The sequence below is a fragment of the Leifsonia sp. YAF41 genome (genome assembly GCF_052113185.1).
GTDB lineage: Bacteria > Actinomycetota > Actinomycetes > Actinomycetales > Microbacteriaceae > Cryobacterium.
Map to the genome: position 1 here is coordinate 206,894 of NZ_JBFRCS010000008.1, position 21,268 is coordinate 228,161.

23 protein-coding genes are annotated in these 21,268 nt (G+C 65.7%); 3 read left to right on the forward strand and 20 right to left on the reverse strand.

The features are described from left to right. Positions 1 to 130: 130 nt before the first annotated feature. Both rarD and groES read right to left on the reverse strand, forming a co-directional pair. The gene (gene rarD, locus AB4Y63_RS10190; protein ID WP_441790996.1) at positions 131 to 1,081 is read right to left on the reverse strand and encodes an EamA family transporter RarD; all 951 of its coding nucleotides are present in this window, start codon (positions 1,079 to 1,081) and stop codon (positions 131 to 133) included. Between the two features lie 133 nt (positions 1,082 to 1,214). Beyond that, positions 1,215 to 1,511 (reverse strand): co-chaperone GroES, encoded by a 297-nt coding sequence (groES, locus tag AB4Y63_RS10195; protein ID WP_441790937.1) that lies wholly within the window; start codon positions 1,509 to 1,511, stop codon positions 1,215 to 1,217. Between the two features lie 158 nt (positions 1,512 to 1,669). Between groES and AB4Y63_RS10200 the strand changes: the two genes are divergently transcribed. Continuing rightward, the gene (locus tag AB4Y63_RS10200) at positions 1,670 to 2,857 is read left to right on the forward strand and encodes a THUMP-like domain-containing protein (RefSeq protein ID WP_441790938.1); all 1,188 of its coding nucleotides are present in this window, start codon (positions 1,670 to 1,672) and stop codon (positions 2,855 to 2,857) included. A 106-nt stretch (positions 2,858 to 2,963) separates the two neighbouring features. On the opposite strand, the gene AB4Y63_RS10205 is transcribed toward AB4Y63_RS10200, so the two are convergent. The 10 genes from AB4Y63_RS10205 to glmS form a co-directional block, all read right to left on the reverse strand. Then, on the reverse strand, positions 2,964 to 3,380 hold the full coding sequence (locus AB4Y63_RS10205; RefSeq protein ID WP_441790939.1) for a hypothetical protein: 417 nt from the start codon (positions 3,378 to 3,380) through the stop codon (positions 2,964 to 2,966). Positions 3,381 to 3,433: 53 nt separating this feature from the next. Next, the gene (locus AB4Y63_RS10210; protein ID WP_441790940.1) at positions 3,434 to 4,237 is read right to left on the reverse strand and encodes a hypothetical protein; all 804 of its coding nucleotides are present in this window, start codon (positions 4,235 to 4,237) and stop codon (positions 3,434 to 3,436) included. A gap of 55 nt (positions 4,238 to 4,292) precedes the next feature. After that, entirely contained in the window at positions 4,293 to 4,733 is a 441-nt protein-coding gene (locus AB4Y63_RS10215; RefSeq protein WP_441790941.1) for a DUF4190 domain-containing protein, read from the reverse strand. A gap of 144 nt (positions 4,734 to 4,877) precedes the next feature. Continuing rightward, complete coding sequence (gene tsaD / locus AB4Y63_RS10220) at positions 4,878 to 6,005, reverse strand: tRNA (adenosine(37)-N6)-threonylcarbamoyltransferase complex transferase subunit TsaD (RefSeq protein ID WP_441790942.1); 1,128 nt, start codon at positions 6,003 to 6,005, stop codon at positions 4,878 to 4,880. Continuing rightward, a complete protein-coding gene (rimI, locus tag AB4Y63_RS10225) occupies positions 6,002 to 6,523 on the reverse strand; it encodes a ribosomal protein S18-alanine N-acetyltransferase (protein WP_441790943.1) in 522 nt (173 codons plus the stop codon). Before rimI ends, tsaD begins: the two co-directional genes overlap by 4 nt. Further along, positions 6,523 to 7,155, reverse strand: a complete 633-nt coding sequence (tsaB, locus tag AB4Y63_RS10230) for a tRNA (adenosine(37)-N6)-threonylcarbamoyltransferase complex dimerization subunit type 1 TsaB (protein WP_441790944.1) — start codon at positions 7,153 to 7,155, stop codon at positions 6,523 to 6,525. Before tsaB ends, rimI begins: the two co-directional genes overlap by 1 nt. 10 nt (positions 7,156 to 7,165) lie before the next feature. Further along, entirely contained in the window at positions 7,166 to 7,681 is a 516-nt protein-coding gene (gene tsaE, locus AB4Y63_RS10235) for a tRNA (adenosine(37)-N6)-threonylcarbamoyltransferase complex ATPase subunit type 1 TsaE (RefSeq protein WP_441790997.1), read from the reverse strand. 26 nt (positions 7,682 to 7,707) lie between these two features. Further along, complete coding sequence (gene alr, locus AB4Y63_RS10240) at positions 7,708 to 8,850, reverse strand: alanine racemase (RefSeq protein ID WP_441790945.1); 1,143 nt, start codon at positions 8,848 to 8,850, stop codon at positions 7,708 to 7,710. Further along, positions 8,847 to 9,203 (reverse strand): holo-ACP synthase, encoded by a 357-nt coding sequence (locus AB4Y63_RS10245; protein WP_441790946.1) that lies wholly within the window; start codon positions 9,201 to 9,203, stop codon positions 8,847 to 8,849. The genes alr and AB4Y63_RS10245 overlap by 4 nt, the downstream gene beginning before the upstream one ends. Positions 9,204 to 9,222: 19 nt before the next feature. Continuing rightward, on the reverse strand, positions 9,223 to 11,073 hold the full coding sequence (glmS, locus tag AB4Y63_RS10250; RefSeq protein ID WP_441790947.1) for a glutamine--fructose-6-phosphate transaminase (isomerizing): 1,851 nt from the start codon (positions 11,071 to 11,073) through the stop codon (positions 9,223 to 9,225). A gap of 33 nt (positions 11,074 to 11,106) precedes the next feature. On the opposite strand from glmS, the gene coaA reads away from it, so the two are divergent. Next, positions 11,107 to 12,063, forward strand: a complete 957-nt coding sequence (gene coaA, locus AB4Y63_RS10255) for a type I pantothenate kinase (protein WP_441790948.1) — start codon at positions 11,107 to 11,109, stop codon at positions 12,061 to 12,063. Between the two features lie 147 nt (positions 12,064 to 12,210). Here the strand turns inward: coaA and glmM are convergent, their stop codons facing one another. From glmM to truA, 4 genes are all read right to left on the reverse strand, one after another. Next, a complete protein-coding gene (gene glmM, locus AB4Y63_RS10260; protein WP_441790949.1) occupies positions 12,211 to 13,572 on the reverse strand; it encodes a phosphoglucosamine mutase in 1,362 nt (453 codons plus the stop codon). A gap of 24 nt (positions 13,573 to 13,596) precedes the next feature. Next, positions 13,597 to 14,082, reverse strand: a complete 486-nt coding sequence (rpsI, locus tag AB4Y63_RS10265; RefSeq protein ID WP_441790950.1) for a 30S ribosomal protein S9 — start codon at positions 14,080 to 14,082, stop codon at positions 13,597 to 13,599. 48 nt (positions 14,083 to 14,130) lie between these two features. Continuing rightward, the gene (gene rplM, locus AB4Y63_RS10270; RefSeq protein ID WP_345069947.1) at positions 14,131 to 14,577 is read right to left on the reverse strand and encodes a 50S ribosomal protein L13; all 447 of its coding nucleotides are present in this window, start codon (positions 14,575 to 14,577) and stop codon (positions 14,131 to 14,133) included. A gap of 197 nt (positions 14,578 to 14,774) precedes the next feature. Further along, positions 14,775 to 15,644, reverse strand: a complete 870-nt coding sequence (gene truA / locus AB4Y63_RS10275) for a tRNA pseudouridine(38-40) synthase TruA (protein ID WP_441790998.1) — start codon at positions 15,642 to 15,644, stop codon at positions 14,775 to 14,777. Between the two features lie 175 nt (positions 15,645 to 15,819). Between truA and AB4Y63_RS10280 the strand changes: the two genes are divergently transcribed. Then, the gene (locus AB4Y63_RS10280; RefSeq protein ID WP_441790951.1) at positions 15,820 to 17,859 is read left to right on the forward strand and encodes an acyltransferase family protein; all 2,040 of its coding nucleotides are present in this window, start codon (positions 15,820 to 15,822) and stop codon (positions 17,857 to 17,859) included. Positions 17,860 to 17,900: 41 nt separating this feature from the next. On the opposite strand, the gene AB4Y63_RS10285 is transcribed toward AB4Y63_RS10280, so the two are convergent. The 4 genes from AB4Y63_RS10285 to rpsK all read right to left on the reverse strand — a co-directional run bounded on the left by AB4Y63_RS10285 (position 17,901) and on the right by rpsK (position 21,252). Then, the gene (locus tag AB4Y63_RS10285) at positions 17,901 to 18,947 is read right to left on the reverse strand and encodes a GNAT family N-acetyltransferase (RefSeq protein ID WP_441790952.1); all 1,047 of its coding nucleotides are present in this window, start codon (positions 18,945 to 18,947) and stop codon (positions 17,901 to 17,903) included. A gap of 157 nt (positions 18,948 to 19,104) precedes the next feature. After that, positions 19,105 to 19,629, reverse strand: coding sequence for a 50S ribosomal protein L17 (rplQ, locus tag AB4Y63_RS10290; RefSeq protein WP_441790953.1), 525 nt, complete (start codon positions 19,627 to 19,629; stop codon positions 19,105 to 19,107). 50 nt (positions 19,630 to 19,679) lie between these two features. After that, positions 19,680 to 20,669, reverse strand: a complete 990-nt coding sequence (locus tag AB4Y63_RS10295) for a DNA-directed RNA polymerase subunit alpha (protein ID WP_441790954.1) — start codon at positions 20,667 to 20,669, stop codon at positions 19,680 to 19,682. Between the two features lie 184 nt (positions 20,670 to 20,853). Continuing rightward, positions 20,854 to 21,252, reverse strand: a complete 399-nt coding sequence (gene rpsK / locus AB4Y63_RS10300; protein WP_441790955.1) for a 30S ribosomal protein S11 — start codon at positions 21,250 to 21,252, stop codon at positions 20,854 to 20,856. Positions 21,253 to 21,268 lie beyond the last annotated feature (16 nt).

The window sequence follows — 21,268 nt, forward strand, 5'->3', positions numbered from 1 at the left end:
CTCGAATGTGTGACTGAGCATACAAGCATCCGAGTTTCACTCAGCAATGTTTTGAGAGCATTTTTGATAACGATCGGCGCATCCCTCACGAGCGATGAGCCGCACCTGACACCCCTTTGGGGCTGATTTGTCAGATGAGCTCGAGCACGGCGCGGCGGTTACGGCGCGCGCCGACCAGGCCGTCGATGGTGAGAATCAGCAGGGCGATCCAGACCAGTGCGAAGCCGGCCCAGCGCTCGGGCGACATCGGTTCGCGAAGGATCAGAACGCCGACGAAGAACTGGATGATCGGGCCGAGATACTGGATGAAGCCCATGTAGATCAGCGGCAGTCGGCGTGACGCCGCGGCGAAGAAGAGCAGGGGAACCGCGGTGACGACACCGGCGGCGAGCAGCAATGCCGTGTGCGTGGCGCTGACCGTTCCGATCGTCAGCCCGGCGGTCGCGCCGACGACGACAAGCTGCACAATGGCGACCGGCATCAGCCACAGGGTCTCCATCGTGAGCCCGGCCACGGCGTCGACCCTGTTGCCGACCCGCTTCTTGATGTAGCCGTAGAAGCCGAACGAGAAGGCAAGGGTCAATGCAATCCACGGCACGGTTCCCGCACCGACCGCCAGAATGACCACGGCCACGAGGCTGACACCGACGGCGATCCACTGCGCGAGGCGCAGTCGCTCGCGCATGAAGAACACCCCGAGAAACACGGTGACGATGGGGTTGATGAAGTAGCCGAGCGAGGCCTCAACCACTTGACCGCTCATTGCGCTATAGACGTAGGTCTGCCAGTTGATGTAAATGAGCGCCCCGGCGACGGCCATGGTGATCGAAATGCGCGGTCGCGCGAGCAGCCGGAAGAAGGGCTTGAACTTGCGGGTGACCGCGAGCAGTAGAGCGCAGAACACGAGAGAGAAAACGATGCGCCAGGCCACGACCTCGAAGGCACCGGCCGGGGCCAGCGCGATGAAGAAGAGCGGCAGTACGCCCCAAATGGCATAGGACACGAGGGCATAGATCAGCCCTGAACGGCTGGTGCCACCGGGATTGGAGGTGACCCGAGGAGCCTGCGCTGTGGTGCTGATCTGTAGTTCGCTGGAAATTGACACGTCTAGATTCTACGCTCTGTATACAATATGCAAAACCACCCCGGGCGTGTCACAACGGCAAAAGACCCGGCTGGCACAAGCCATCCGGGTCTTTCGAAGAGAGCTGAGACTAGCGAACGACGACAGCCAGCACGTCGCGAGCCGACAGTACGAGCAGGTCGGAACCGTCGAACTTGACTTCGGTTCCACCGTACTTGGAGTAGATCACCTTGTCGCCGACAGCGATGTCGAGGGGGATGCGGTTTCCGTTGTCATCGATACGGCCGGGGCCGACAGCGATAACTTCACCCTCCTGGGGCTTCTCCTTGGCGGAGTCAGGAATGACAAGACCAGAAGCAGTAGTCTGCTCGGCGTCGACCTGCTTGATGACGATGCGATCCTCGAGCGGCTTGATGGAGACCGACACGGTTGACCTCTTTCTTGTTTCTTGACAAAGATTCGGTTAGCAGACTCACGTCGAGAGTGCTAAGTCGAGTTTAGGGCGAACCTGGCACTCACGCAACGTGAGTGCCAGCGAAGTGTCTTGTCATGACGCCCCGTCAACACGCTTGGTAGATTTGACGGATGGATCGCGCTGAGCTCGTCGAGTTGTTGTCACCCGAGGGATTGCGTCTTCTCGATTCGCTCCCTCCCTACGATTCGACACTGGATGTCGTGAAGATGGTCGGTGACCTGCGCAAGGCCGGTCACCCGCCTGCGCTCGTCTCGGCCGTGCTCACTCAGTCAAAGCTGCGCGCCAAAGCCGTGCCCAAGTTCGGGGAGTTCGCCAGCCGGATGCTGTTCACCGAGGCCGGGCTCGAACAGGCCACCCGGCTGCAGGTGGCCGCCCTGCACGCCGGCCGATTCGTCGCAGCCGGGCTCCACCGCGTCGCCGACCTCGGCTCGGGCATTGGCGGCGACGCCATGGCCATGGCGGCGATGGACCTAGCCGTCACCGCCGTCGACGCCGACGAGGTCACTGCAGCGATGGCCAGCTTCAACCTCGCGCCGTTCCCGGGCGCCTCGGTCGAGCACAGCACCGCCGAAGACTTCGACCTCACCGGTTTCGACGCCGCCTGGCTTGATCCGGCCCGCCGCACCGCCGGGCACGGCAACACGTCGCGCCTCGGCGCCTCTGACTACTCCCCCTCGCTCGATTTCGTCTTCGGCCTGGCCGCCAGCCTGCCGATCGGGGTCAAGCTCGGCCCCGGCCACGATCGTGACCAGATCCCGGCCGAAGCCGAGGCGCAATGGATCTCCGTGAACGGAGCGCTTGTCGAAATGGGCCTCTGGTTCGGCGCTCTCGCGCGCGACGGCATCCGTCGTTCTGCGCTGCTGCTACGAGCGGATGGCCCCGCCGAGATGACCGCGGAAGCCGACAGCGAGGATGCCCCGGTCGCCGGCCTCGGCGACTACCTCTACGAGCCCGACGGTGCGGTGATTCGCGCCAGGCTGATCGGAGATCTGGCCCGGCGACTTGACGCCGGAATGCTCTCGGAGGGCATCGCCTACCTCACCGCCGATACCCTCACCCCGACGCCGTTTGCGACCGCGTTCCGCGTGCTCGAGACACTTCCCTTCGATGAGAAGAAGCTGCGCCTGGCGCTGCAGGAACGCGGGATCGGCACCCTCGAGATCAAGAAACGGGGCGTCGATGTCGACCCGGCGGTGGTTCGCACCCGGCTGAAGCTCAAGGGCAGCGGTTCGGGCACGCTCGTGCTCACCCGGAGGGCCGGGCACCGGGTCGCGCTTCTGGTCGAGCGAGTCGCGTAGCGGCAGCACGTCCGGCCGGCATGCGCTGCGCGGGTCGGGCACCGCAGCGCGGGTTGCCCCCGATGCGCGGGACGGCATCCGACCCGCGCGACGAGGCTGCCGGCAGCTACGCCGCCGTCACCGCTTTCATCGCTGCCGAGATGATGGCGATCCAGATGCCGACGAAAACCAGTCCGACCAGCCCAAGAGCGAGCCCGTAACCCCAACGCGGTGTGGCCAGGCGTTCAGTGCTGCGAGCCCACAGCGCGAGCACAATCGCGAGGAACGAGAGCGGCGCTCCCCACACCCCGAATACGGCGAGTACCAAACCGGCGGATCCGCAGACGAGTGCCGCGACCGATACTCGCCGGCGCGACTCGATCGTGTGCAACTCAGCGTCGGTGTAAACGTAGGGCACCCATTCGGTCGGCGCGGTGAATGTGGATTCATACGCCAGCTGCCCGGTCACCGGCGCGGGTTCTCGTGTGAGGTCACCGACGTAGTCGCTGACCTCGGGCGGCTGCCCGTGACGTGGGCCTTCCATGATTCACCTTCTGCGCTTCGAGTGCCCCTTGAAGCGGCCTCAGAGTTGTGTGTCTAGTACATGTAGTTCGAGGAGCCGAATCCGGCCGCGAAGATCAGGATCCAGACCAGCACGCTGCCGAGAGCCAGCGCGATGCCGACGAATCCGGTGATGATGCCGGTCAGCCAGAACCCCTTGGCGTGGGCTTCTCGCTTCTTTCCGAGGAACCCGAGAACCACGGCGGCGGCGGGGATAAACAGACCGAAGACGCCGCCGATGATCGGGATGAACGCGACGACGGGAAACCCGATCAAACCGATGATGCCGGCGACCAACGAGATGATGCTGAGCACCGGCTGCTTGGTGGCTGGGGCTGTGGCATACGGCGCGTAGACCGGAGTTCCCGGTGGCGGCACCGGCGGTGCACCTGCGGCCGGCGGGCTGCCGTAGGCGGGCGGTGGAGTGACCGGAGCGGCGTACGCGGGAGGCGGGGCCACTGGCGGCGTGGGCTGACCGTAGGCCGGAGGCGGCGCAGCCGGCGCGGATGCCGCGGGCGGCGCAGCCGGGGCCGCGGGTGGCGCAACTGGCGGAGCGGTAGGCGCCGCCTCAACTGGTGGCACCTCAGGCGTCGGCACCTCAGGGCTCGGCTGCTCAGGCGTCGGCTCCACGGGTGGGTCCGACGGCGTCGCGCTGTTCACGGGGGCACCGACCCTCTGCGGAGCCTCGGGGCCCGATGCCCCGAGCGGGTTCGGCACGTCCGGAATATCGGGCGCCGGAGGAATGTCGGGCACCTGCGGACCTTCCGGAATATCGGGGACCTGTGGCACGTCAGGAACTTCAGGCACACCCGGAACGTTCGGCGTGTTTGGATCACTCATGAGAGTTAATTCCTTTCACTTTCCGTCTGTCATCGCCTGCCGTCGGCAGCCGATGCTAGTAGGTGCTGTACTGCTCGGGGTGGGAGACCGCGTAGATGATGAACGGAATCATCACAATGATGAAGATGATCGCCGCGGCGATCGACACGTAGCCGATGATGAGGCCGGCAATGGCGAGTCCGCGCCCCTTCTCGCCGGTGCGCTTGATCTGGCTGAGTCCAATGTGCCCGGTGATGATGCCGGCCAGGCTTATACCGACCAACGAGGTGATGAGCGAGATGATGGCGAGCACGTTGTACTTCTGCTCGGCGAGCGGAGCGCCGTAGCCCTGCTGGCCGTACGGCTGCTGGCTGTACGGCTGCTGTCCATATGCCGGCGCCTGGCCAGAAGCATCAGCTGCGGGCGGAGCGGGCGCATACTGCGGAGCGGCGGGAACCTCGGGGGCCGGCACTGCTGCGTCGCCGTTCGGAGCGGAAGGCACATTGGGGTCGGTCATCGGTGGACTCCTTCAAGTCTCTTCAGTGGCGTCGAGTTGAGCGCCTCCGGGAGGATGCGCTGCGTCGGAATCGCCGCTCCCCCACGCGTCAGAATACCGCTAATCGCCCACGAACGGGCATTATGACCGGTCTGCTGCCTGAATCTATGACGCTTGAATCTCCGAGACCGGAAGGGTGGAATCGGCGCCGAACTCCAACGACGACGGTGCATGCCCCGCCATGATCAGTTGCGCGCCGAGCGCAGCGATCATCGCGCCGTTGTCGGTGCAGAGCGAGAGCGGCGGAATGCGCAGGGCGATGCCCGCGGCATCCGTGCGCTGCTGGGCCACCTCGCGCAACCGAGCGTTGGCGATTACGCCGCCGCCGAGCAGCAGGCGCGGCACGTCATAGTCATGGCAGGCGGCCACGGCCTTCGTGAGCAGCACGTCGACGACAGCTTCCCGGAAGCTCGCTGCGACGTCGGCGATGGGAACCTCTTCCCCGGCGTCCTGCCGTGCTTCCACCCAGCGGGCGACCGCGGTTTTGAGTCCAGAGAACGAGAAGTCGTAGCGGTGCTTCGCCATGTCTTTCGGCAGGCTCAGCCCACGCGGAAACCGGATGGCCTTCGGGTTGCCGCTGAGGGCGACGCGGTCGATCTGCGGCCCGCCGGGGTAGGGCAGGCCGAGCACCCTGGCCACCTTGTCGAACGCTTCGCCGGCGGCGTCATCGATCGTCTCGCCGAGCAGCTCCACGTCGGAGACGAGGTCACGCACGAGCAGCAGGGAGGTGTGTCCGCCCGAGACCAGCAGTGCGATCGTCGGGTACTCGAGGGGCTCGGAGCCGGCCAGCGGCGGACCGGCGGGTGCTGGGTGCCCGGGATGCGCGGCATCCGCTGTCGCTGCCGTTGCGGGCACGTGCAGGAGGTCAGCACCAACGTGACCGACGAGGTGGTTGACGGCGTAGATCGGCTTGCCGAGCGACACGGCGAGCGCCTTCGCCGCCCCGACGCCGACCATCAGTGCGCCGGCGAGGCCGGGCCCGTTGGTGACAGCAATCGCGTCAAGGTCGGCCAGACGGATGCCGGCTTCGGCCACGGCCGCCTCGATCGACGGGATCATCTCTTCGAGGTGGGCGCGAGCGGCGACCTCGGGCACGACCCCGCCGTAGCGAGCATGCTGGTCCATCGAGGAGGCGATCGTGTTCGAGAGCAGGGTGGTGCCCCGCACGATTCCGATGCCGGTCTCGTCGCAGGAGCTCTCGATGCCGAGAACGAGCGGGTTGTCCCGGTTCATGCCGTTGCCTTTGGGGTCGAGGTGTCGGGGGTGGGCTCCGCGAGCTGCGTACTCGGCTTGGGGATCTGGAGTCGCATCACGATCGCGTCGACATTGTCGGGTTGGTAGTAGCCCCGCCGCACGCCGAGTTCTTCGAAACCGAGGCGGAGGTAGAGCCGCTGCGCCGTCGGGTTGTCGGCGCGCACTTCGAGAAAGATCTCCCGTGCCCCGCGCTTGTACGCCTCGGTGATCAGGGCGTTCATGAGGGTGCGGCCGAGACCTCTGCCGCGCGCTGACTCGGCGACGCCGATGGTCTGGATGTCGCCCTGGGTTGCCCCCTTCGGCGCCAGCAAACCGGCGTAGGCCTCGATGCGCTCCGGCTCGTCGGGCGGAAAGGCGACGAGGTAGTAGCAGCTCGGGTCGCCGATGTCCCTGGCCATCATCGCGGCCGACCAGGCGTCATTCTCGAACAGAGCCGTCTCGAGCACCATGATCGTTTCGACGTCGTCAACGGTCGCGCGCCGCAGCTGCCAGACCATCAGCTCACTCGCTTCGGGCCGGCCGAGAGGGTGACGTCGGGTGAGCGCAGGTAGAGCGGTTCGTCGGCGGCGAACGGTTGTCCGGTCGCCCACACGAGTTCGGCGACCATTCCGAGGTCTCCGGCGGAGACAGTGGCGGCGTCGAAGCGGGGCACTCCGCTGTACTCCCAGCTCGGTTCCAGCAGTTCCGCCGGCTTGGCCAGGTGCGGCTGCCCGATGCGGACGGGGAGGCCTGCGGCATCGGCACCGCTGTAGACGCACCAGTAGACCTCGCGGCGGCGGGCATCCGTGACGACGACCAGCGGCCCCGTCTCACCCGCCTGGTAGCGCCCGTAGGCGATGGCGTCGTGGCTGACGAGGGGAATGAACGGTGTGCCGGCGCCGAGCGCGAAGACGCGTGCTGCGGCGATGCCGACCCGCAAACCGGTGAAGGGTCCTGGCCCCATGCCGCCGACAACGCCGGACAGCTCGGAGACGTCGACACCCGCTTCACGGAGGCATTCGTCGATCAGCGTACCGACCACCTCGGCGTGGCGCATGGTGTCGGGAATGCCGCGTTCGGCGAGCACCCCGCGGTCGCGGTCGACGATCGCGACGCTGGTTCCGGCTGAGGTATCAATGGCAAGAAGCACGGAGTTCAGCCTATTCGTTTCGCAGAAAATCAAACTCGGGGGCGCCGGCCCAGCGGGGGCCGTTGGCGGTGAGGGTGACGATCCGGGGCTCGTCGAGGTCGAGTACCTCGATCGCGCCGTCGGCGTCGGTGTCGTCGACGGAGGGTGCATCCGTCGGCAGTACCGCCTGCGACGCCCCCAGCGGGCGTGCGATCTCGATGTCGAGCCACGAGTCGGTGATCCCGTCGAGCAGGCCGCGCCCCCATTCGATCACGACGATGGAGTGGGCGAAGTCGATGTCGAGGTCGTCGAGTTCCATGGCGTTCGACAACCGGTAGGCGTCGACGTGCACGAGGGGCGGGCCGCCGGCCAGGTTCGGATGCGTGCGCGCGAGCACGAAGGTCGGGCTGGTGACTGCGCCGCGCACGCCGAGCCCCTCCCCCAAGCCGCGCGTCAGGGTGGTCTTTCCCGCACCGAGCGGACCGGTCAGCACGATCAGATCGCCGGCCGTCAGTCCTCTGGCCAGGGAAACACCGAACGCATGCATCTGGTCGGCGTCGGGAATCGTCAGTTTCACGGCTGCGCGTCCGCTTCGGCGGGGGCGCCGCCGCAATAGCTGCGCGTGACGCGGTGGCCGATCCGGGTGACGATCTCGTAGTTCACGGTCAGCGCCGCATCGGCCCAGTCGTTGGCGCTCGGTACTCCGGCGACCGGGTCACCGAACAGCACGACCTCGTCGCCGACCGCTGCCGTGTCGTGACCGAGGTTGACGACGAACTGGTCCATCGCGATCCGGCCGACGATCGGGTAGCGCCTGGCGCCGATCTGCACCTCGCCGCGCCCGGAAGCCTGCCGCGGAATGCCGTCGGCATAGCCGAGCGGAACGAGAGCCAAGGTGGAGTCCTCCTGGGCGCGCCAGGTGTAGTCGTACGACACCCCGGCGCCTGCTGCGACCCGGCGTACCGCAGCGATTTGTCCACGCACCGTCATTGCCGGGATGAGTCCGAGATCGCCGGAGTCGGCGTCTTCGAACGGGGAAAGCCCGTAGATCCCAATGCCCAACCGCACCATCGAATACCGTGACTCGGGCACGCGCAGCGCGGCCGCGGTTGCGGCGAGGTGGACCAGATCCGGAGTCAGACCGGCGGCTCTGGCCGCAGCGAGACCCTCGTCGAAGCGCGCGATCGCCTCCGCGTCGTCAGCCGGTGAGGTGTTCGACAGATGGCTCATGATTCCGCGCACTCGGATGCGGCCCGCTCGCTCGAGCGCCGCCGCGCGGGTGAACAGCTCGTCCCATTCGCCGGGAGCGGCACCGTTGCGACTGAGTCCGGTTTCGAGTTTCAGCTGCACCGCGGCGCTCTGCCCGAGCTCCATCGCCGCGTCGGCGACGCGGCTGAGCTGCGCCACCGATGACAGGCCAAGGTCGATGTCCGCCGTAATGGCCGCCGCGAAATCGGTGTCCAGCCCATGCAACCAGGCGAGAATCGGGGCCGTGATGCCGGCGCGACGAAGCTCGAGCCCCTCCTCGACATCGGCGACGCCGAGCCAGCTTGCCCCGGCGGCAACCGCCATGCGCGCGACCGGTACGGCGCCGTGCCCATAGGCGTTCGCCTTGACCACGGCAAGAATTTGTGGGTCGCCAATCACCGCGCTCAGGTGACGGATGTTTGCGGCAATGGCGTCAAGATCGATGACCGCTTCTCTGAACCGGGTCATGCGCCCCCCTCCGCGATCACGAAGGCACAGGCCACCCCGGCATCGTGGGTCATCGTGAGGTGCAGACTCGTGATCCCGCGTCGGTCGAGCACCGCCAAGGCGCTGCCGTGCAGCACGAAGCCGGGGTTTCCGAGTGCGTCGGGAACGACCTCCATGTCTTGCCAGGACACCCCTGCGCTGTCGCCGAGCGCTTTGATCAGGGCTTCCTTCGCAGCGAACCGGGCGGCCAGGGAATTCACCGAGAGCCCACGTTCGCTCTCAGCGAACAAACGGGGGATGAGCTTCGGCGTTCGTTCGACCTGGCGAGCGAAGCGCGCCAGGTCGACGATGTCGACGCCAATTCCCTTGATCATTGAAACCGCGAGACCGCGACTACTCGACAGTCACTGATTTGGCGAGGTTGCGCGGCTGGTCGACATCCAGGCCCTTGGCCACAGCCAGTTCCATGGCGAAGATCTGCATCGGCACGACGGCCAGCAACGGCTCGAACAGCGGCGCGGCCAGCGGGATGTGAATCACGGTGTCCGCGAACGGCAATACCGCGGCATCCCCCAGCTCGGCGATGGCGATGATGCGTGCCCCGCGGGCGCGGATCTCCTGGATGTTCGAGATCACCTTGGGGTGCAGGTGCGCGGATCCGCGCGGGCTCGGCACGATGACGAACACGGGCTGACCCGGCTCGATCAACGCGATCGGGCCGTGCTTGAGTTCACCGGCCGCAAAGCCCTCGGCGTGGATGTAGGCGAGCTCCTTGAGCTTGAGGGCGCCTTCGAGCGCGATCGGGAAGCCGACGTGACGGCCGAGGAAGAGCACGGCGCGCGTGTCGCTCATCCAGGTGGCGAGCTGCTTCACGGCGGGGCCCTGCTCGAGCACCGTGGCGATCTTGGCGGGGATCGCCGTCAGCTCGGCGGCCTGCTCGGCCAATTCGGCGTCGGTCAGGCTGCCGCGCACGCGAGCAAAGTGCAGGGCGAAGAGGTACAGCGCGGTGATCTGGGCGACGAACGCCTTGGTCGAAGCGACGGCGACCTCTGGCCCGGCGTGGGTGTAGATGACGGCATCCGACTCGCGCGGAATCGTCGCGCCCTGCGTGTTGCAGATCGAGATGGTCTTCGCGCCCTCGGCCCGGGCGTACTTGACGGCCATCAGGGTGTCCATGGTCTCGCCGGACTGGCTGATCGACACGACGAGGGTGTCGTCGGTGAGCACGGGCTCGCGGTAGCGGAACTCGTGGCTGAGCTCGACATCGACGGGAACGCGCGCCCACTTCTCGATCGCGTACTTCGCAACCTGGCCGGCATACGCTGCCGTGCCACAGGCGATGATCACAATGCGATTGATGCCGGTCAGCACGTCATCGCCGAACGCCGTCAGTTCTGGGATGGCGACGGCACCGTCGACGATGCGCCCACGGATCGTGTTCGCCACGGCGTCAGGCTGCTCGGTGATCTCCTTGGCCATAAAGCTGGACCAGCCGCCCTTGTCGGACGCCGAGGCATCCCAGGCGATCTCGAACTCCTCGACCTCGACCGGCTCGCCGGCGAAGTCGGTGACGGTCACCAGGTCGGGGGTGATGCTGACGATCTGGTCTTGACCGATCGCCATGGCGCGGCGGGTGTACTCGACGAACGCCGCGACATCCGAGCCCAAGAAGTTCTCGCCGTCGCCGAGGCCGATGACGAGCGGGGAGTTGCGGCGGGCGCCGACAACGAGACCCGGCTGGTCCTGGTGCACGGCGAGCAGGGTGAATGCGCCGTCGAGGCGTCCGACGATGGCGCGGAACGCCTCATTCAAGTCGCCGGTGCGCTGGTACTCGCGGCCGAGCAGCACGGCGGCAACCTCGGTGTCGGTTTCGCTGTCGAAGGTGAATCCTTCGGCGAGAAGCTCATCGCGCAGTGGGGCGAAGTTCTCGATGATTCCGTTGTGAATGAGGGCGAGTTTGCCGTTGTCGCCGAGGTGCGGGTGGGCGTTCACGTCGGTCGGGCCGCCGTGGGTCGCCCAGCGCGTGTGGCCGATGCCGGTCGTACCGTTGCTGATGGGGTGGTTGGCCAGTTCGGCGGTCAGCGCGGCAAGCTTGCCGGATCGCTTCGCGGTGTTCAGCTGGCCTGCTGCATCGATCACGGCGATGCCTGCGGAGTCGTAACCGCGATATTCGAGCCGTTGCAGGCCTCCCATCAGAACTTCGATGCTTTTGTTGTCTCCGACATATCCCACGATTCCGCACATGCGCTCGATTTTAGTCGGACTAAGCTTGGGGGAATGTCCGAGCAGGGTGCGAGCGCAGCGAACCACTCCCACGTGACCCCCTTTGTCGAGTTGTCCCGCGCCGACTGGGCGGCCCTCGCACCGACGACGCATCTGCCTCTGAGCGAGACCGAGCTCGTGCAACTTCGCGGTCTCGGCGAGCCGCTGAATCAGAACGAAGTGACGGATGTCTACCTTCCGGTCAGCCGCCTCCTCAACCTCTACGCCGCCGGCGCCCGCCAGCTGCACCGGCAAACCAGCGACTTCCTCGGCGAACGGGCGCAACGCACACCGTTTGTGATCGGCGTGGCGGGTTCGGTCGCCGTCGGCAAGTCGACGATTGCCCGGCTTCTGCGGGAGCTGCTCGCCCGCTGGGAAGACACCCCGCGGGTCGAGTTGGTGACCACCGACGGATTCCTGTTTCCGAATGCCGAACTTTCCCGGCGCGGCCTGATGGAACGCAAGGGGTTTCCGGAGTCCTACGACCGGCGTGCGCTTCTTCGCTTCGTCAGCGCGGTCAAGAGCGGTGCGGCCGAGGTGCGCTCACCGTTCTACTCGCACCTCAGCTATGACATCGTTCCCGACGCACAGATTGTCGTTCGGCAGCCGGACGTGCTCATCGTCGAGGGGTTGAATGTGCTCCAGCCTCCCGGGCAGGGTCATGGACTCGCCGTCAGCGACCTCTTCGACTTCACCGTCTACGTCGACGCGCGCACGCGCGACATCGCCCGGTGGTACGAGGAACGCTTCTTGAAACTGCAGCAGGGCGCATTCAGCAACCCGAAGTCATATTTCCACCGTTACTCGACGCTCAGCGAGCAGGAGGCACGGGCGAAGGCTCACGACATCTGGAGCCGCATCAACGAGCCCAACCTGCTGCACAACATCCGGCCCACCCGGTCGCGTGCGACCCTCGTGCTGCGCAAGGACTCGGATCATGCCGTGTCGAAGGTGCTGCTGCGCAAGGTCTGACCGCTCGCTCGAGACCTCACCGCCCGTGGTCGAGCCTGTCGGGACCACGTGACCCGCTCTCCAAACGCGGGTCGCGTGAGCTCGGGCGTCCGAGATCTCGACAGGCTCGATCACCGAAAGAGTCGAGCCTGGCGAGAAGTTGAGGTTCTAGAGCGCGAGACGCTCGCGCACGACGTCGGCGAGCTGGTGCGCGAGTCGGTCGGCAGTCGGCTGGTCAGCAGCCTCGACCATGACCCGAACCATCGGCTCGGTGCCCGACGGGCGCAGCAGCACCCGGCCGGTGTCGCCGAGTTCGGTTTCGGCGGCGACCACTGCTTCGGCGATCACCGTGTCGGAGTTCAAGCCGTGGTGGTCGACGCCGCGAACATTGACGAGAATCTGCGGGAAGACGGTCATCACCGAAGCGAGTTCGGCGAGCGTCTTGCCCGTGCGGGCCATTTCGGCCACGAGGTGCAGTCCGGTCAGGATGCCGTCGCCGGTGGTGGCGAACTTGGTCATGATGACGTGTCCCGATTGTTCGCCGCCGAGCGAGAGCCCGTCGATGTTCAGTTCTTCGAGCACATAGCGGTCGCCGACCTTGGTCTCGAGCACGCGGATGTCGTGGGCGGCCATGGCCTTCTTCAGGCCCAGGTTGCTCATCACCGTGGCGACGAGCGTGCGGTCTTTCAGAACGCCTCGCTCGGCCATTGAAACGGCGAGGATGGCCATGATCTGATCGCCGTCGACGATGTTTCCCTCGCGATCGACGGCCAGGCAGCGGTCCGCATCGCCGTCATGGGCGATTCCGACGTCGGCGCCGTGTTCGAGCACGGCACGGGCCAGATTGTCGAGGTGGGTCGAACCGACGCCGTCGTTGATGTTGATGCCGTCGGGATCCGCGCCGATCACCGTGACGCGGGCGCCTGCATCCGTGAAGACCTGCGGTGACACGCCGGCCGCCGCGCCATGGGCGCAGTCCAGCACCACATGAATGCCATCGAGACGGTGCGGGAGCGTGCTCAGCAGGTGCACGACGTAGCGGTCCTCGGCGTCGGCAAAACGACGGATGCGACCGACATCGCCACCGATCGGAGTGAGCATCTCACCGTCGAGGTGCGCTTCGATGCGGGTCTCGACATCGTCGGGAAGCTTGGTGCCGCCGAAGGCAAAGATTTTGATGCCGTTGTCGGGGGCCGGGTTGTGCGAGGCGGAAATCATCACGCCAAAGTCTGCGCCGATATCGGCGATCAGGAATGCTGCTGCGGGGGTCGGAATGACGCCGGCATCGAGCACATCCACTCCGGAGCTGGCCAATCCGGCTGCTACAGCGGCCGAGATGAACTCTCCGGAGATACGCGGGTCGCGTGCGAGCACGGCGACCGGGCGTCGGCCCTGGGCGCGTCGTTCTTCTGCGCGACGCCCCTGGGTCAGTACTACTGCGCTTGCCTGGGCGAGGCCCAGGGCCAGGCCAGCCGTGAGATCACGGTTGGCCAGGCCCCGGACACCGTCCGTACCAAAAAGTCGAGGCATGGGTGCCTTGAATCGACCTTCGACTTAACGCTTGGAGAACTGAGGAGCCTTGCGGGCCTTCTTGAGACCAGCCTTCTTACGCTCCTTGACGCGAGCGTCACGGCTGAGGAAGCCGGCCTTCTTGAGGATGGCACGGTTGTTCTCTTCGTCGATCTGGTTGAGCGAGCGAGCAATGCCAAGACGCAGCGCGCCGGCCTGGCCCGACGGTCCGCCGCCGCTGATGCGAGCGATGACGTCGTAGGCGCCGATCAGGTCGAGCACCTTGAACGGGTCGTTGATCAGCTGCTGGTGCAGCTTGTTCGGGAAGTAGTCAGCGAACTCACGGCCGTTGACCGTGATGGTGCCGGAGCCGGGAACGATGCGCACGCGGGCGATGGCCTGCTTGCGACGGCCGACGGCTGCACCGGGAACGTTGAGGATGGCGCGGGGCGCCTTGGTGACGGCTTCTACGGGAGTCTCTGTCGAGTAGCTCTCCGGAGCCGCGTCAATCTGGTCTGCGATCTTCGCCACGATGGTGTGAATCCTTTTTCTTAGAGTCGAGAAGTCTGGGGGCCGACGCTACTGCGCGACCTGGCCGAGGGTGTACGGCTTCGGCTGCTGCGCAGCGTGCGGGTGCTCCGGGCCGGCGTAGACCTTGAGCTTGGCCAGCTGGGCGCGGCCGAGCGAGTTCTTCGGCAGCATGCCGCGAATCGCCTTCTCAACCGCACGCGTCGGGTGCTTCTCGAGCATCTCCGAGTAGTTCTGTGCCGACAGGCCGCCCGGGTAACCGGAGTGGCGGTAGGCGATCTTCAGGTCGAGCTTCTTGCCGGTCAGGGCAATCTTCTCGGCGTTGACGATGATGACGAAATCTCCCATATCCATGTGGGGAGAGAACACAGCCTTGTGCTTGCCGCGAAGGAGAACGGCTGCGTGGCTGGCGAGACGGCCAAGAACGATGTCGGTGGCGTCAATGACGACCCAATCGTGCTGGACTTCACTTGCCTTGGGGGTGTAGGTGCGCGTCACTATAGTGCTGCTTTCTTGTTCGAACGGAGGTGTTCGTGAATCCCGCTCCGGGTGTGTTCTAGACGAAGAACACGATCGATGGAGGGCTCACGTTCGTGTGCCTGGCTGCAACGCACAGACACCAAACGTCAATACTAGTTTGCCGGCAGGGCATCACGCAATTCGAGGCGGTTCACTGAGGCGACGGATGGCGTCGGTTACTCCTCAGGGAGCTCACGACGGGCGCGGGTTTCGGCCGCGCGCAGCGCGAGTTCGGCGTCTTCCGGGTAGCCCACCTCGGTGAGCGTGAGACCGTGGGCCTGCATGACCTTGAACTCGCTGGTTCTGGCGCGTTCGATCCGCAGGTTTACCAGGCGGCTCCCCGCCAGCTTTCCTTCGCCGACCGCGACACAGGCTCCGACCAGGGCGCGCACCATACTGTGGCAGAACGCGTCGGCCCTGAGAGAGGCGATCAGAACCCCGTCGGGGTCTCTGCGCCACCGAAAATCTTGCAGGGTGCGCACCGTGGTCGCCCCGGCGCGCGGTTTGCAGTAGGTGGCAAAATCGTGGAGTCCGACGAGAGTCGCGGCCGCCGCATCCATCGCGTCGAGATCGAGCTCATTCGGATGCCAGGTCGTGCGCAGCCGTTGTGACGGATCATGCCCGGCCAGCGTGTCGGCGAGACGGTATTCGTAGCGACGCCACAGCGCGGAGAAGCGGGCATCGAACCCGTCCGGTGCCAGGGTGACATCTTTCAATACGATCTCGGGTTTCGTCACGAGGATGCCGCTGACCCGTCGGTAGATCTCGACAGGAAGCGGCGGCTTGGGCTTGTTGCCGGTGCCGCGACGGGGCTGCACAAGTGCGTGCGCCTGCTCGGCGGTGAGATCGAAATGCGCGACCTGACCGCGGGCGTGCACCCCGGCATCCGTGCGCCCGGCGACGACGAGATCGGGAACCGGGCCGTGACGGCGCAAGATGGTCGCCAGCGCGTCTTCGATCTCGCCCTGTACCGTGCGCAACTCCGGCTGCTTCGCCCAGCCGGCGAACGTCGTGCCGTCGTAGGCGATGTCGAGCCGAATCCTCAGCACGGCTCCCGGCTTGGCGGGCACAGCAGCCTCGGACGCAGGAAGAATCACGGATTCAGTTTATTGGGCGAGGCGACCACGGCCAGCCGACCGGGCGTCGGCCGCGGCAGTTCCGGCGGGCTGTCGAGTTCCAAACGTGAGTTATCGTTGAATCCGGGTTCCGCCCGCCCCTGCTATGAAACGTCTTCCCTCCCCTTCCCCCAGCCTCAGCGCCCCACCCACCGGTGTACCCGAAAACAGTCCGGCCGCTGCGACGTCAGTTCCGGCATCCGTCGCACTCACCCCGCTCTCCGGGCCGCTTCCCGCAGTGCGGTGGGCCGGCCTCGACGGCTTGCGGGCGCTCGCGGTGATCGCGGTCATCGCCTATCACTTCTTTCCGACGGTCCTGCCGGGCGGCTACATCGGCGTCGATGTGTTTTTCGTCATCAGCGGCTTCCTCATCACCAGCCTGCTGCTCGCCGAGCACGAACGCTCGGGCCGGATTTCTCTCGGACGCTTCTGGACCCGGCGGGTACGCCGTTTGGTTCCGCCCCTCGTGCCGGTGCTCCTTGTCTCTGCCAGCGCCGCCCTGCTGATCGGCGGCGATGTCCTCGTCGGCCTCGGCCGGCAGATCCTCGGCGCCGCCACTTTCAGCTACAACTGGGTGTCAATCGGTGCGAACGCGAGCTACTTCGCGACCGACCAGCCCGAGCTGTTCCGCAACCTCTGGTCGCTCGCCGTCGAGGAACAGTTCTATCTGGTGTGGCCCCTGGCCCTTGCCGCAGTGCTGCTCATCCCCCGCCCCCGTCTGCGACTCGTCCTGGTTCTCGCATTGGCCGCCGCATCCGCGCTCTGGATGGCGGTGCTGTACGTCCCGGATGCCGACCCCACGCGGGTCTACTTCGGTTCAGATACGCATAGTTTCGGGCTGGCCATCGGGGCCGCCCTCGCTCTGGCGCTGGCGCGCAGCACGCAATCCGGCGCCACTGTCGAGCGCCCCGGCTCCGCGCTGCACCCTGTCATACCGCGTCTGCTCCCCTGGCTGGGCCTCGGCGCCCTGCTCGCCCTCGGCGCCTTCAGCATCCTCATGCCCGCCGACAGCCCGATGGCCTACCGCGGTGGGCTGGTCGCCGTCTCGCTTCTGTCTGCCGTGGCGATCTGGGCGGGTGTGCGCAGCGCGCGCTTCGGGCAGCACCTCGATGCGGGGCCACTTCGCTATCTCGGCGCGCGCTCCTACGGCATCTATCTCTGGCACTGGCCGATTTTGATTCTGCTGCAGCTGGCCTGGCCGACGGCTTCCGCTCACGCGACGCCGTCCGCGGAGGTCACGCGCACCGTGCTGATCGGGGTGCTGGCGCTGGCGCTGACCCTGCTCGCGGCTAGCGCGTCGTACCGGTGGGTCGAGCAGCCCATCCGCCGGCTGGGCTTTGGCGGCAGCATCCGTCGGGTGAAGGCTCGACTGCGCGGCACGCGGGTGCAACGGCAGACTGTGTGGGCTGCCGCCCTGGTGTCCTGCTTCTTCCTGAGCGGCGCCACTGCCGCCCTGGCCGGCGCGCCGAGTATCGCGAGCTCCGAGGCTGTCATCGAGCGCGGCCAACACGCGATGGAAGCCGCAGCGCACGACGCACAGACGCCGGCCGGCTCGGCAAACATGGCCCCGCAGGTTGTCATCCCATTGCGCGCCGAAACGAGTGACGCCATAGCCCCCACAGGCGCACGGATGAGCGCCGTCGGCGACTCGGTCATGCTCGCTTCGGCCCCCGAACTACAGGAGGCGTTCCCCGGGATCGCCATCGACGCCGCAGTCTCGCGAGGTATGAATGCCGCCCCCGAGATTCTGCAGAATCTCGAGCAGACCGGTCAGCTCCGGGACGTCGTCGTCGTGGGACTCGGCACCAACGGCCCCATCGAGGACGCCGATCTGCAGCGCATCCGGGTGGCGATCGGCCCGAACCGGCAGCTGATCATGGTCAATGCCTTCGCCGATCGCGACTGGACGCCCAGCGTCAACGCCACCCTGGCCGATTTCTCCGCCCACTACCGGCGCATCGAATTGGCCGACTGGTCGACCGCGATTGCCCCGCACACCGATGTGCTGGCCGAAGACAACATCCATCCCGGACCGACCGGTGGCCGGATCTACGCGGAAACGGTGGGTTCGGCCGTCGCCCGCCTGGCCGACTTGCCGCCCGGCCAGCAGCCGGGTCCGAACCGTCTGCTCCTGCTGCCCAACTGACCGGTCTGGTCGACATTCCAGCGTCGACACTCCAGCGGGGCTCAGTACTCGATGGTGTAGGCGAACTTTTGGTGCGCTGGGGTGAATCCTTGCCGTTGGTAGAGCCGGTAAGCGCCGGTTTGACTGTCGGCGTCAACGTCGAGAGTGACCCGCTCGTAGCCGGCGTTCCGACTGGCCAGAAGCTGTGCACAGAGCACAGCGGAAGCAAGGCGTCGGCCGCGCCATTCCGGCACGACCCCCAGCATGTCAATGTAGCTGCCTCGAAATCCCTGGTGCGGCCAGTCTGCGGCGTTGACGCTGCCCAAGCCGAAGCCGACGACCATGTCGCCACGACCATGCGGTGATGCCGCGAGTGCCACGGCCGAGAGCTCCGGCCGAAAGGAACTCCCGCCGATGAAGGCCTCCCACGTTTCCTCGCTCATCGGTTGGCTCCCCCAGTGATCTTCAAAGGCCGCGTCCCTGGCCTCGTGCACCCGGGTCGACAGCTGCTCGCTGAATCGCGTGAGCCGCACACCATCGACCAGGTCAATCGTGGCGATGGGATCGGCGAGTACACGCTCAAGTGCGACGAAATGACGGCGGAGGGCGAATCCGGTGCTCTCCAACAGCCTCCTCTTTCGCGGTGCTCGCTCATCGGCGAACGCAAGTACCCAGCCCGGGAGTTCCTCGCCGGAATGCGCCAATTGCTGCTTCGCTCGTCCGATCTGCCAGGCGAGCAGTGTCCGCCCGATCCCCCGCCCCCGCAGATCCGGATGCACACCGCCGATCACGATGGACCGCGCGACGTTCTTTCGACCCGACGGCAGATGAACCATCCCGGCGGCGACCAAGCGGCCTGCGTCGTCGAATCCGAGAAGCGAATCCCATTCGGGCTGGAAGTAGTGCCGCGAGAAGAGCGCGGTCACTCCCTCCCTGGTCGTGAGGTGATTCGGATGATCGGCCTGCGCGACCGTGCGGCTGAGCCGCCACACCTGGTCGAGGTCCTCTCGATCTGCCGGACGCCAGATCTGAACCTCGGGGTGGCGCGGCAGGTCCAACCGGGTCGGGGCATCGACCCGCGCTGCGAGGTTGCTCACAGCCTCAATCATGGCGACAGGGTAGCCGGGCCGCCTGTCGCACGGAATCCCCTTGTGCAACTCCCGGATCGACCGGCAGACACAAAAAAGGGGCCCGACCGAAGTCGGGCCCCTTCCAGCGGTGACTCAGCGCTGACGGATCAGCGCTGAATCAGCACAATTCTTTGAACTACTTGGCTTCCTCAGCGGATGCCTCGGCAGCGTCGGCTTCAACAGCTTCGGTCTCTACGACCTCGGCGTCAGCTTCAACTGCAGCTTCCTCGACGACCTCAGCAGCAGGCTCCTCGGCGACGTGCTTTGCAGCCTTCGCCTTGGCCGGCTTGGCCTTCGGGGTGACGGGCTCGAGAACGAGCTCGATCTGCACCATCGAAGCGTTGTCGCCCTTACGGAAACCAAGCTTCGTGATGCGGGTGTAGCCGCCCTCACGCTCGGCAACCAGCGGCGCGATCTCGGTGAAGAGCTCGTGCACGACTGACTTGTCGCCGATCGTACGCAGCACGCGACGGCGTGCGTGCAGGTCGCCCTGCTTTGCGAACGTGACAAGGCGCTCAGCGACCGGACGCAGGCGCTTGGCCTTGGTCTCGGTCGTCTTGATCGACTTGTGCGTGAACAGGGCAGCTGCCAGGTTGGCAAGCATGAGGCGCTCGTGCGCCGGTCCTCCGCCGAGGCGGGGTCCCTTAGTGGGTGTAGGCATTTTCGTCTTTCTCTAGTATCAAAAAATCAAAGGTTGTCGAAACGACAGCCTTAGACGGTTTCTTCGTCGTATCCGCTGTAGAAGTGAGCGCCGTCGAATCCGGGAACGGAGTCCTTGAGCGACAGGCCCAGCTCAACGAGCTTGTCCTTGACTTCATCCACAGACTTCTGACCGAAGTTGCGGATGTTCATGAGCTGCGTCTCCGAGAGGGCGACGAGTTCACTGACGTTGTTGATTCCCTCACGCTTGAGGCAGTTGTACGAACGCACCGACAGGTCGAGGTCTTCGATCGGAATCGAAAGCTCGCCGGGCAGAACGGCGTCAACCGGCGCCGGGCCGATCTCGATGCCTTCAGCAGCCGTGTTCAGCTCGCGTGCCAGACCGAACAGCTCGGTCAGGGTGCGGCCGGCGGATGCGATGGCGTCGCGAGGCGAGATAGCCGACTTGGTCTCCACGTCAACGACGAGGCGGTCGAAGTCAGTGCGCTCACCGGCACGAGTTGCCTCGACACGGTAGGTCACCTTGAGCACGGGCGAGTAGATGGAGTCGACCGGAATCTGGCCGGCTTCTGCATACTCTGCACGGTTCTGGGTGGCCGACACGTAGCCACGGCCACGCTCAATGGTCAGTTCAAGTTCGAACTTGGCCTTGTCGTTGAGGGTTGCGATGACCAGCTCGGGGTTGTGCACCTCGACACCGGCCGGAGCCGAAATGTCAGCGGCGGTAACCTGGCCGGAGCCCTGCTTGCGCAGGTACGCGGTGATCGGTTCGTCGTGCTCGCTCGAGACGACAAGTCCCTTGATGTTCAGGATGATCTCAGTGACATCTTCCTTGACACCGGGAACGGTGCTGAACTCGTGAAGCACTCCGTCAATGCGGATGCTGGTGACAGCAGCGCCGGGGATCGACGAGAGCAGAGTGCGGCGAAGCGAGTTACCGAGGGTGTAGCCGAAGCCGGGTTCCAGGGGCTCGATCACGAACCGTGAACGGAACTCCGAGATGTTCTCTTCGGTGAGCGTTGGACGCTGTGCAATAAGCACTGTTGATTCCTTTCGGCCAAGTGTCCGCTATATGACACTTCTGTAGCGAGGTTTTAAGTTTTCTGCCCTAGCGCCGATTCTCGAGACTCTCGTGTCTCGACAAGCTCGACAACCGGTTCTTAGATCGACCCCGTCAGGCTCGGCAACCGTGAAGGTTATCGAGCCTGACGGAATCCGAAAGGAATTAGACGCGGCGACGCTTCGGCGGGCGGCAGCCGTTGTGTGCCTGAGGGGTGACGTCGTTGATGGAACCGACCTCGAGGCCAGCGGCCTGGAGTGAACGGATCGCGGTTTCGCGACCTGATCCCGGTCCCTTGACGAAGACGTCAACCTTCTTCATACCGTGCTCCTGCGCCTGGCGGGCGGCCGACTCGGCTGCCAGCTGTGCGGCGAACGGGGTCGACTTACGCGAACCCTTGAAGCCAACTCCACCTGACGATGCCCAGCTGATTACTGCACCAGTGGTGTCAGTGATCGAGACGATCGTGTTGTTGAAGGTGCTCTTGATGTGAGCCTGGCCCACAGCAATGTTCTTCTTATCTTTCTTACGCGGCTTCCGTGCGGCCGACTTGGGTGCTGCCATGATTTCTCCTGAATCC

Coding starts and splice junctions, on each gene's coding strand:
- AB4Y63_RS10215 (WP_441790941.1), bottom strand. CDS start 4,733: ATGACCGACCCCAATGTGCCTTCCGCTCCGAACGGCGACGCAGCAGTG.
- rimI (WP_441790943.1), bottom strand. CDS start 6,523: ATGGTCTGGCAGCTGCGGCGCGCGACCGTTGACGACGTCGAAACGATC.
- glmS (WP_441790947.1), bottom strand. CDS start 11,073: ATGTGCGGAATCGTGGGATATGTCGGAGACAACAAAAGCATCGAAGTT.
- AB4Y63_RS10210 (WP_441790940.1), bottom strand. CDS start 4,237: ATGAGTGATCCAAACACGCCGAACGTTCCGGGTGTGCCTGAAGTTCCT.
- coaA (WP_441790948.1), top strand. CDS start 11,107: ATGTCCGAGCAGGGTGCGAGCGCAGCGAACCACTCCCACGTGACCCCC.
- glmM (WP_441790949.1), bottom strand. CDS start 13,572: ATGCCTCGACTTTTTGGTACGGACGGTGTCCGGGGCCTGGCCAACCGT.
- AB4Y63_RS10245 (WP_441790946.1), bottom strand. CDS start 9,203: ATGATCAAGGGAATTGGCGTCGACATCGTCGACCTGGCGCGCTTCGCT.
- AB4Y63_RS10205 (WP_441790939.1), bottom strand. CDS start 3,380: ATGGAAGGCCCACGTCACGGGCAGCCGCCCGAGGTCAGCGACTACGTC.
- AB4Y63_RS10200 (WP_441790938.1), top strand. CDS start 1,670: ATGGATCGCGCTGAGCTCGTCGAGTTGTTGTCACCCGAGGGATTGCGT.
- tsaD (WP_441790942.1), bottom strand. CDS start 6,005: ATGAACCGGGACAACCCGCTCGTTCTCGGCATCGAGAGCTCCTGCGAC.
- rplQ (WP_441790953.1), bottom strand. CDS start 19,629: ATGCCTACACCCACTAAGGGACCCCGCCTCGGCGGAGGACCGGCGCAC.
- rpsK (WP_441790955.1), bottom strand. CDS start 21,252: ATGGCAGCACCCAAGTCGGCCGCACGGAAGCCGCGTAAGAAAGATAAG.
- alr (WP_441790945.1), bottom strand. CDS start 8,850: ATGACCCGGTTCAGAGAAGCGGTCATCGATCTTGACGCCATTGCCGCA.
- AB4Y63_RS10285 (WP_441790952.1), bottom strand. CDS start 18,947: ATGATTGAGGCTGTGAGCAACCTCGCAGCGCGGGTCGATGCCCCGACC.
- tsaE (WP_441790997.1), bottom strand. CDS start 7,681: ATGCATGCGTTCGGTGTTTCCCTGGCCAGAGGACTGACGGCCGGCGAT.
- AB4Y63_RS10280 (WP_441790951.1), top strand. CDS start 15,820: ATGAAACGTCTTCCCTCCCCTTCCCCCAGCCTCAGCGCCCCACCCACC.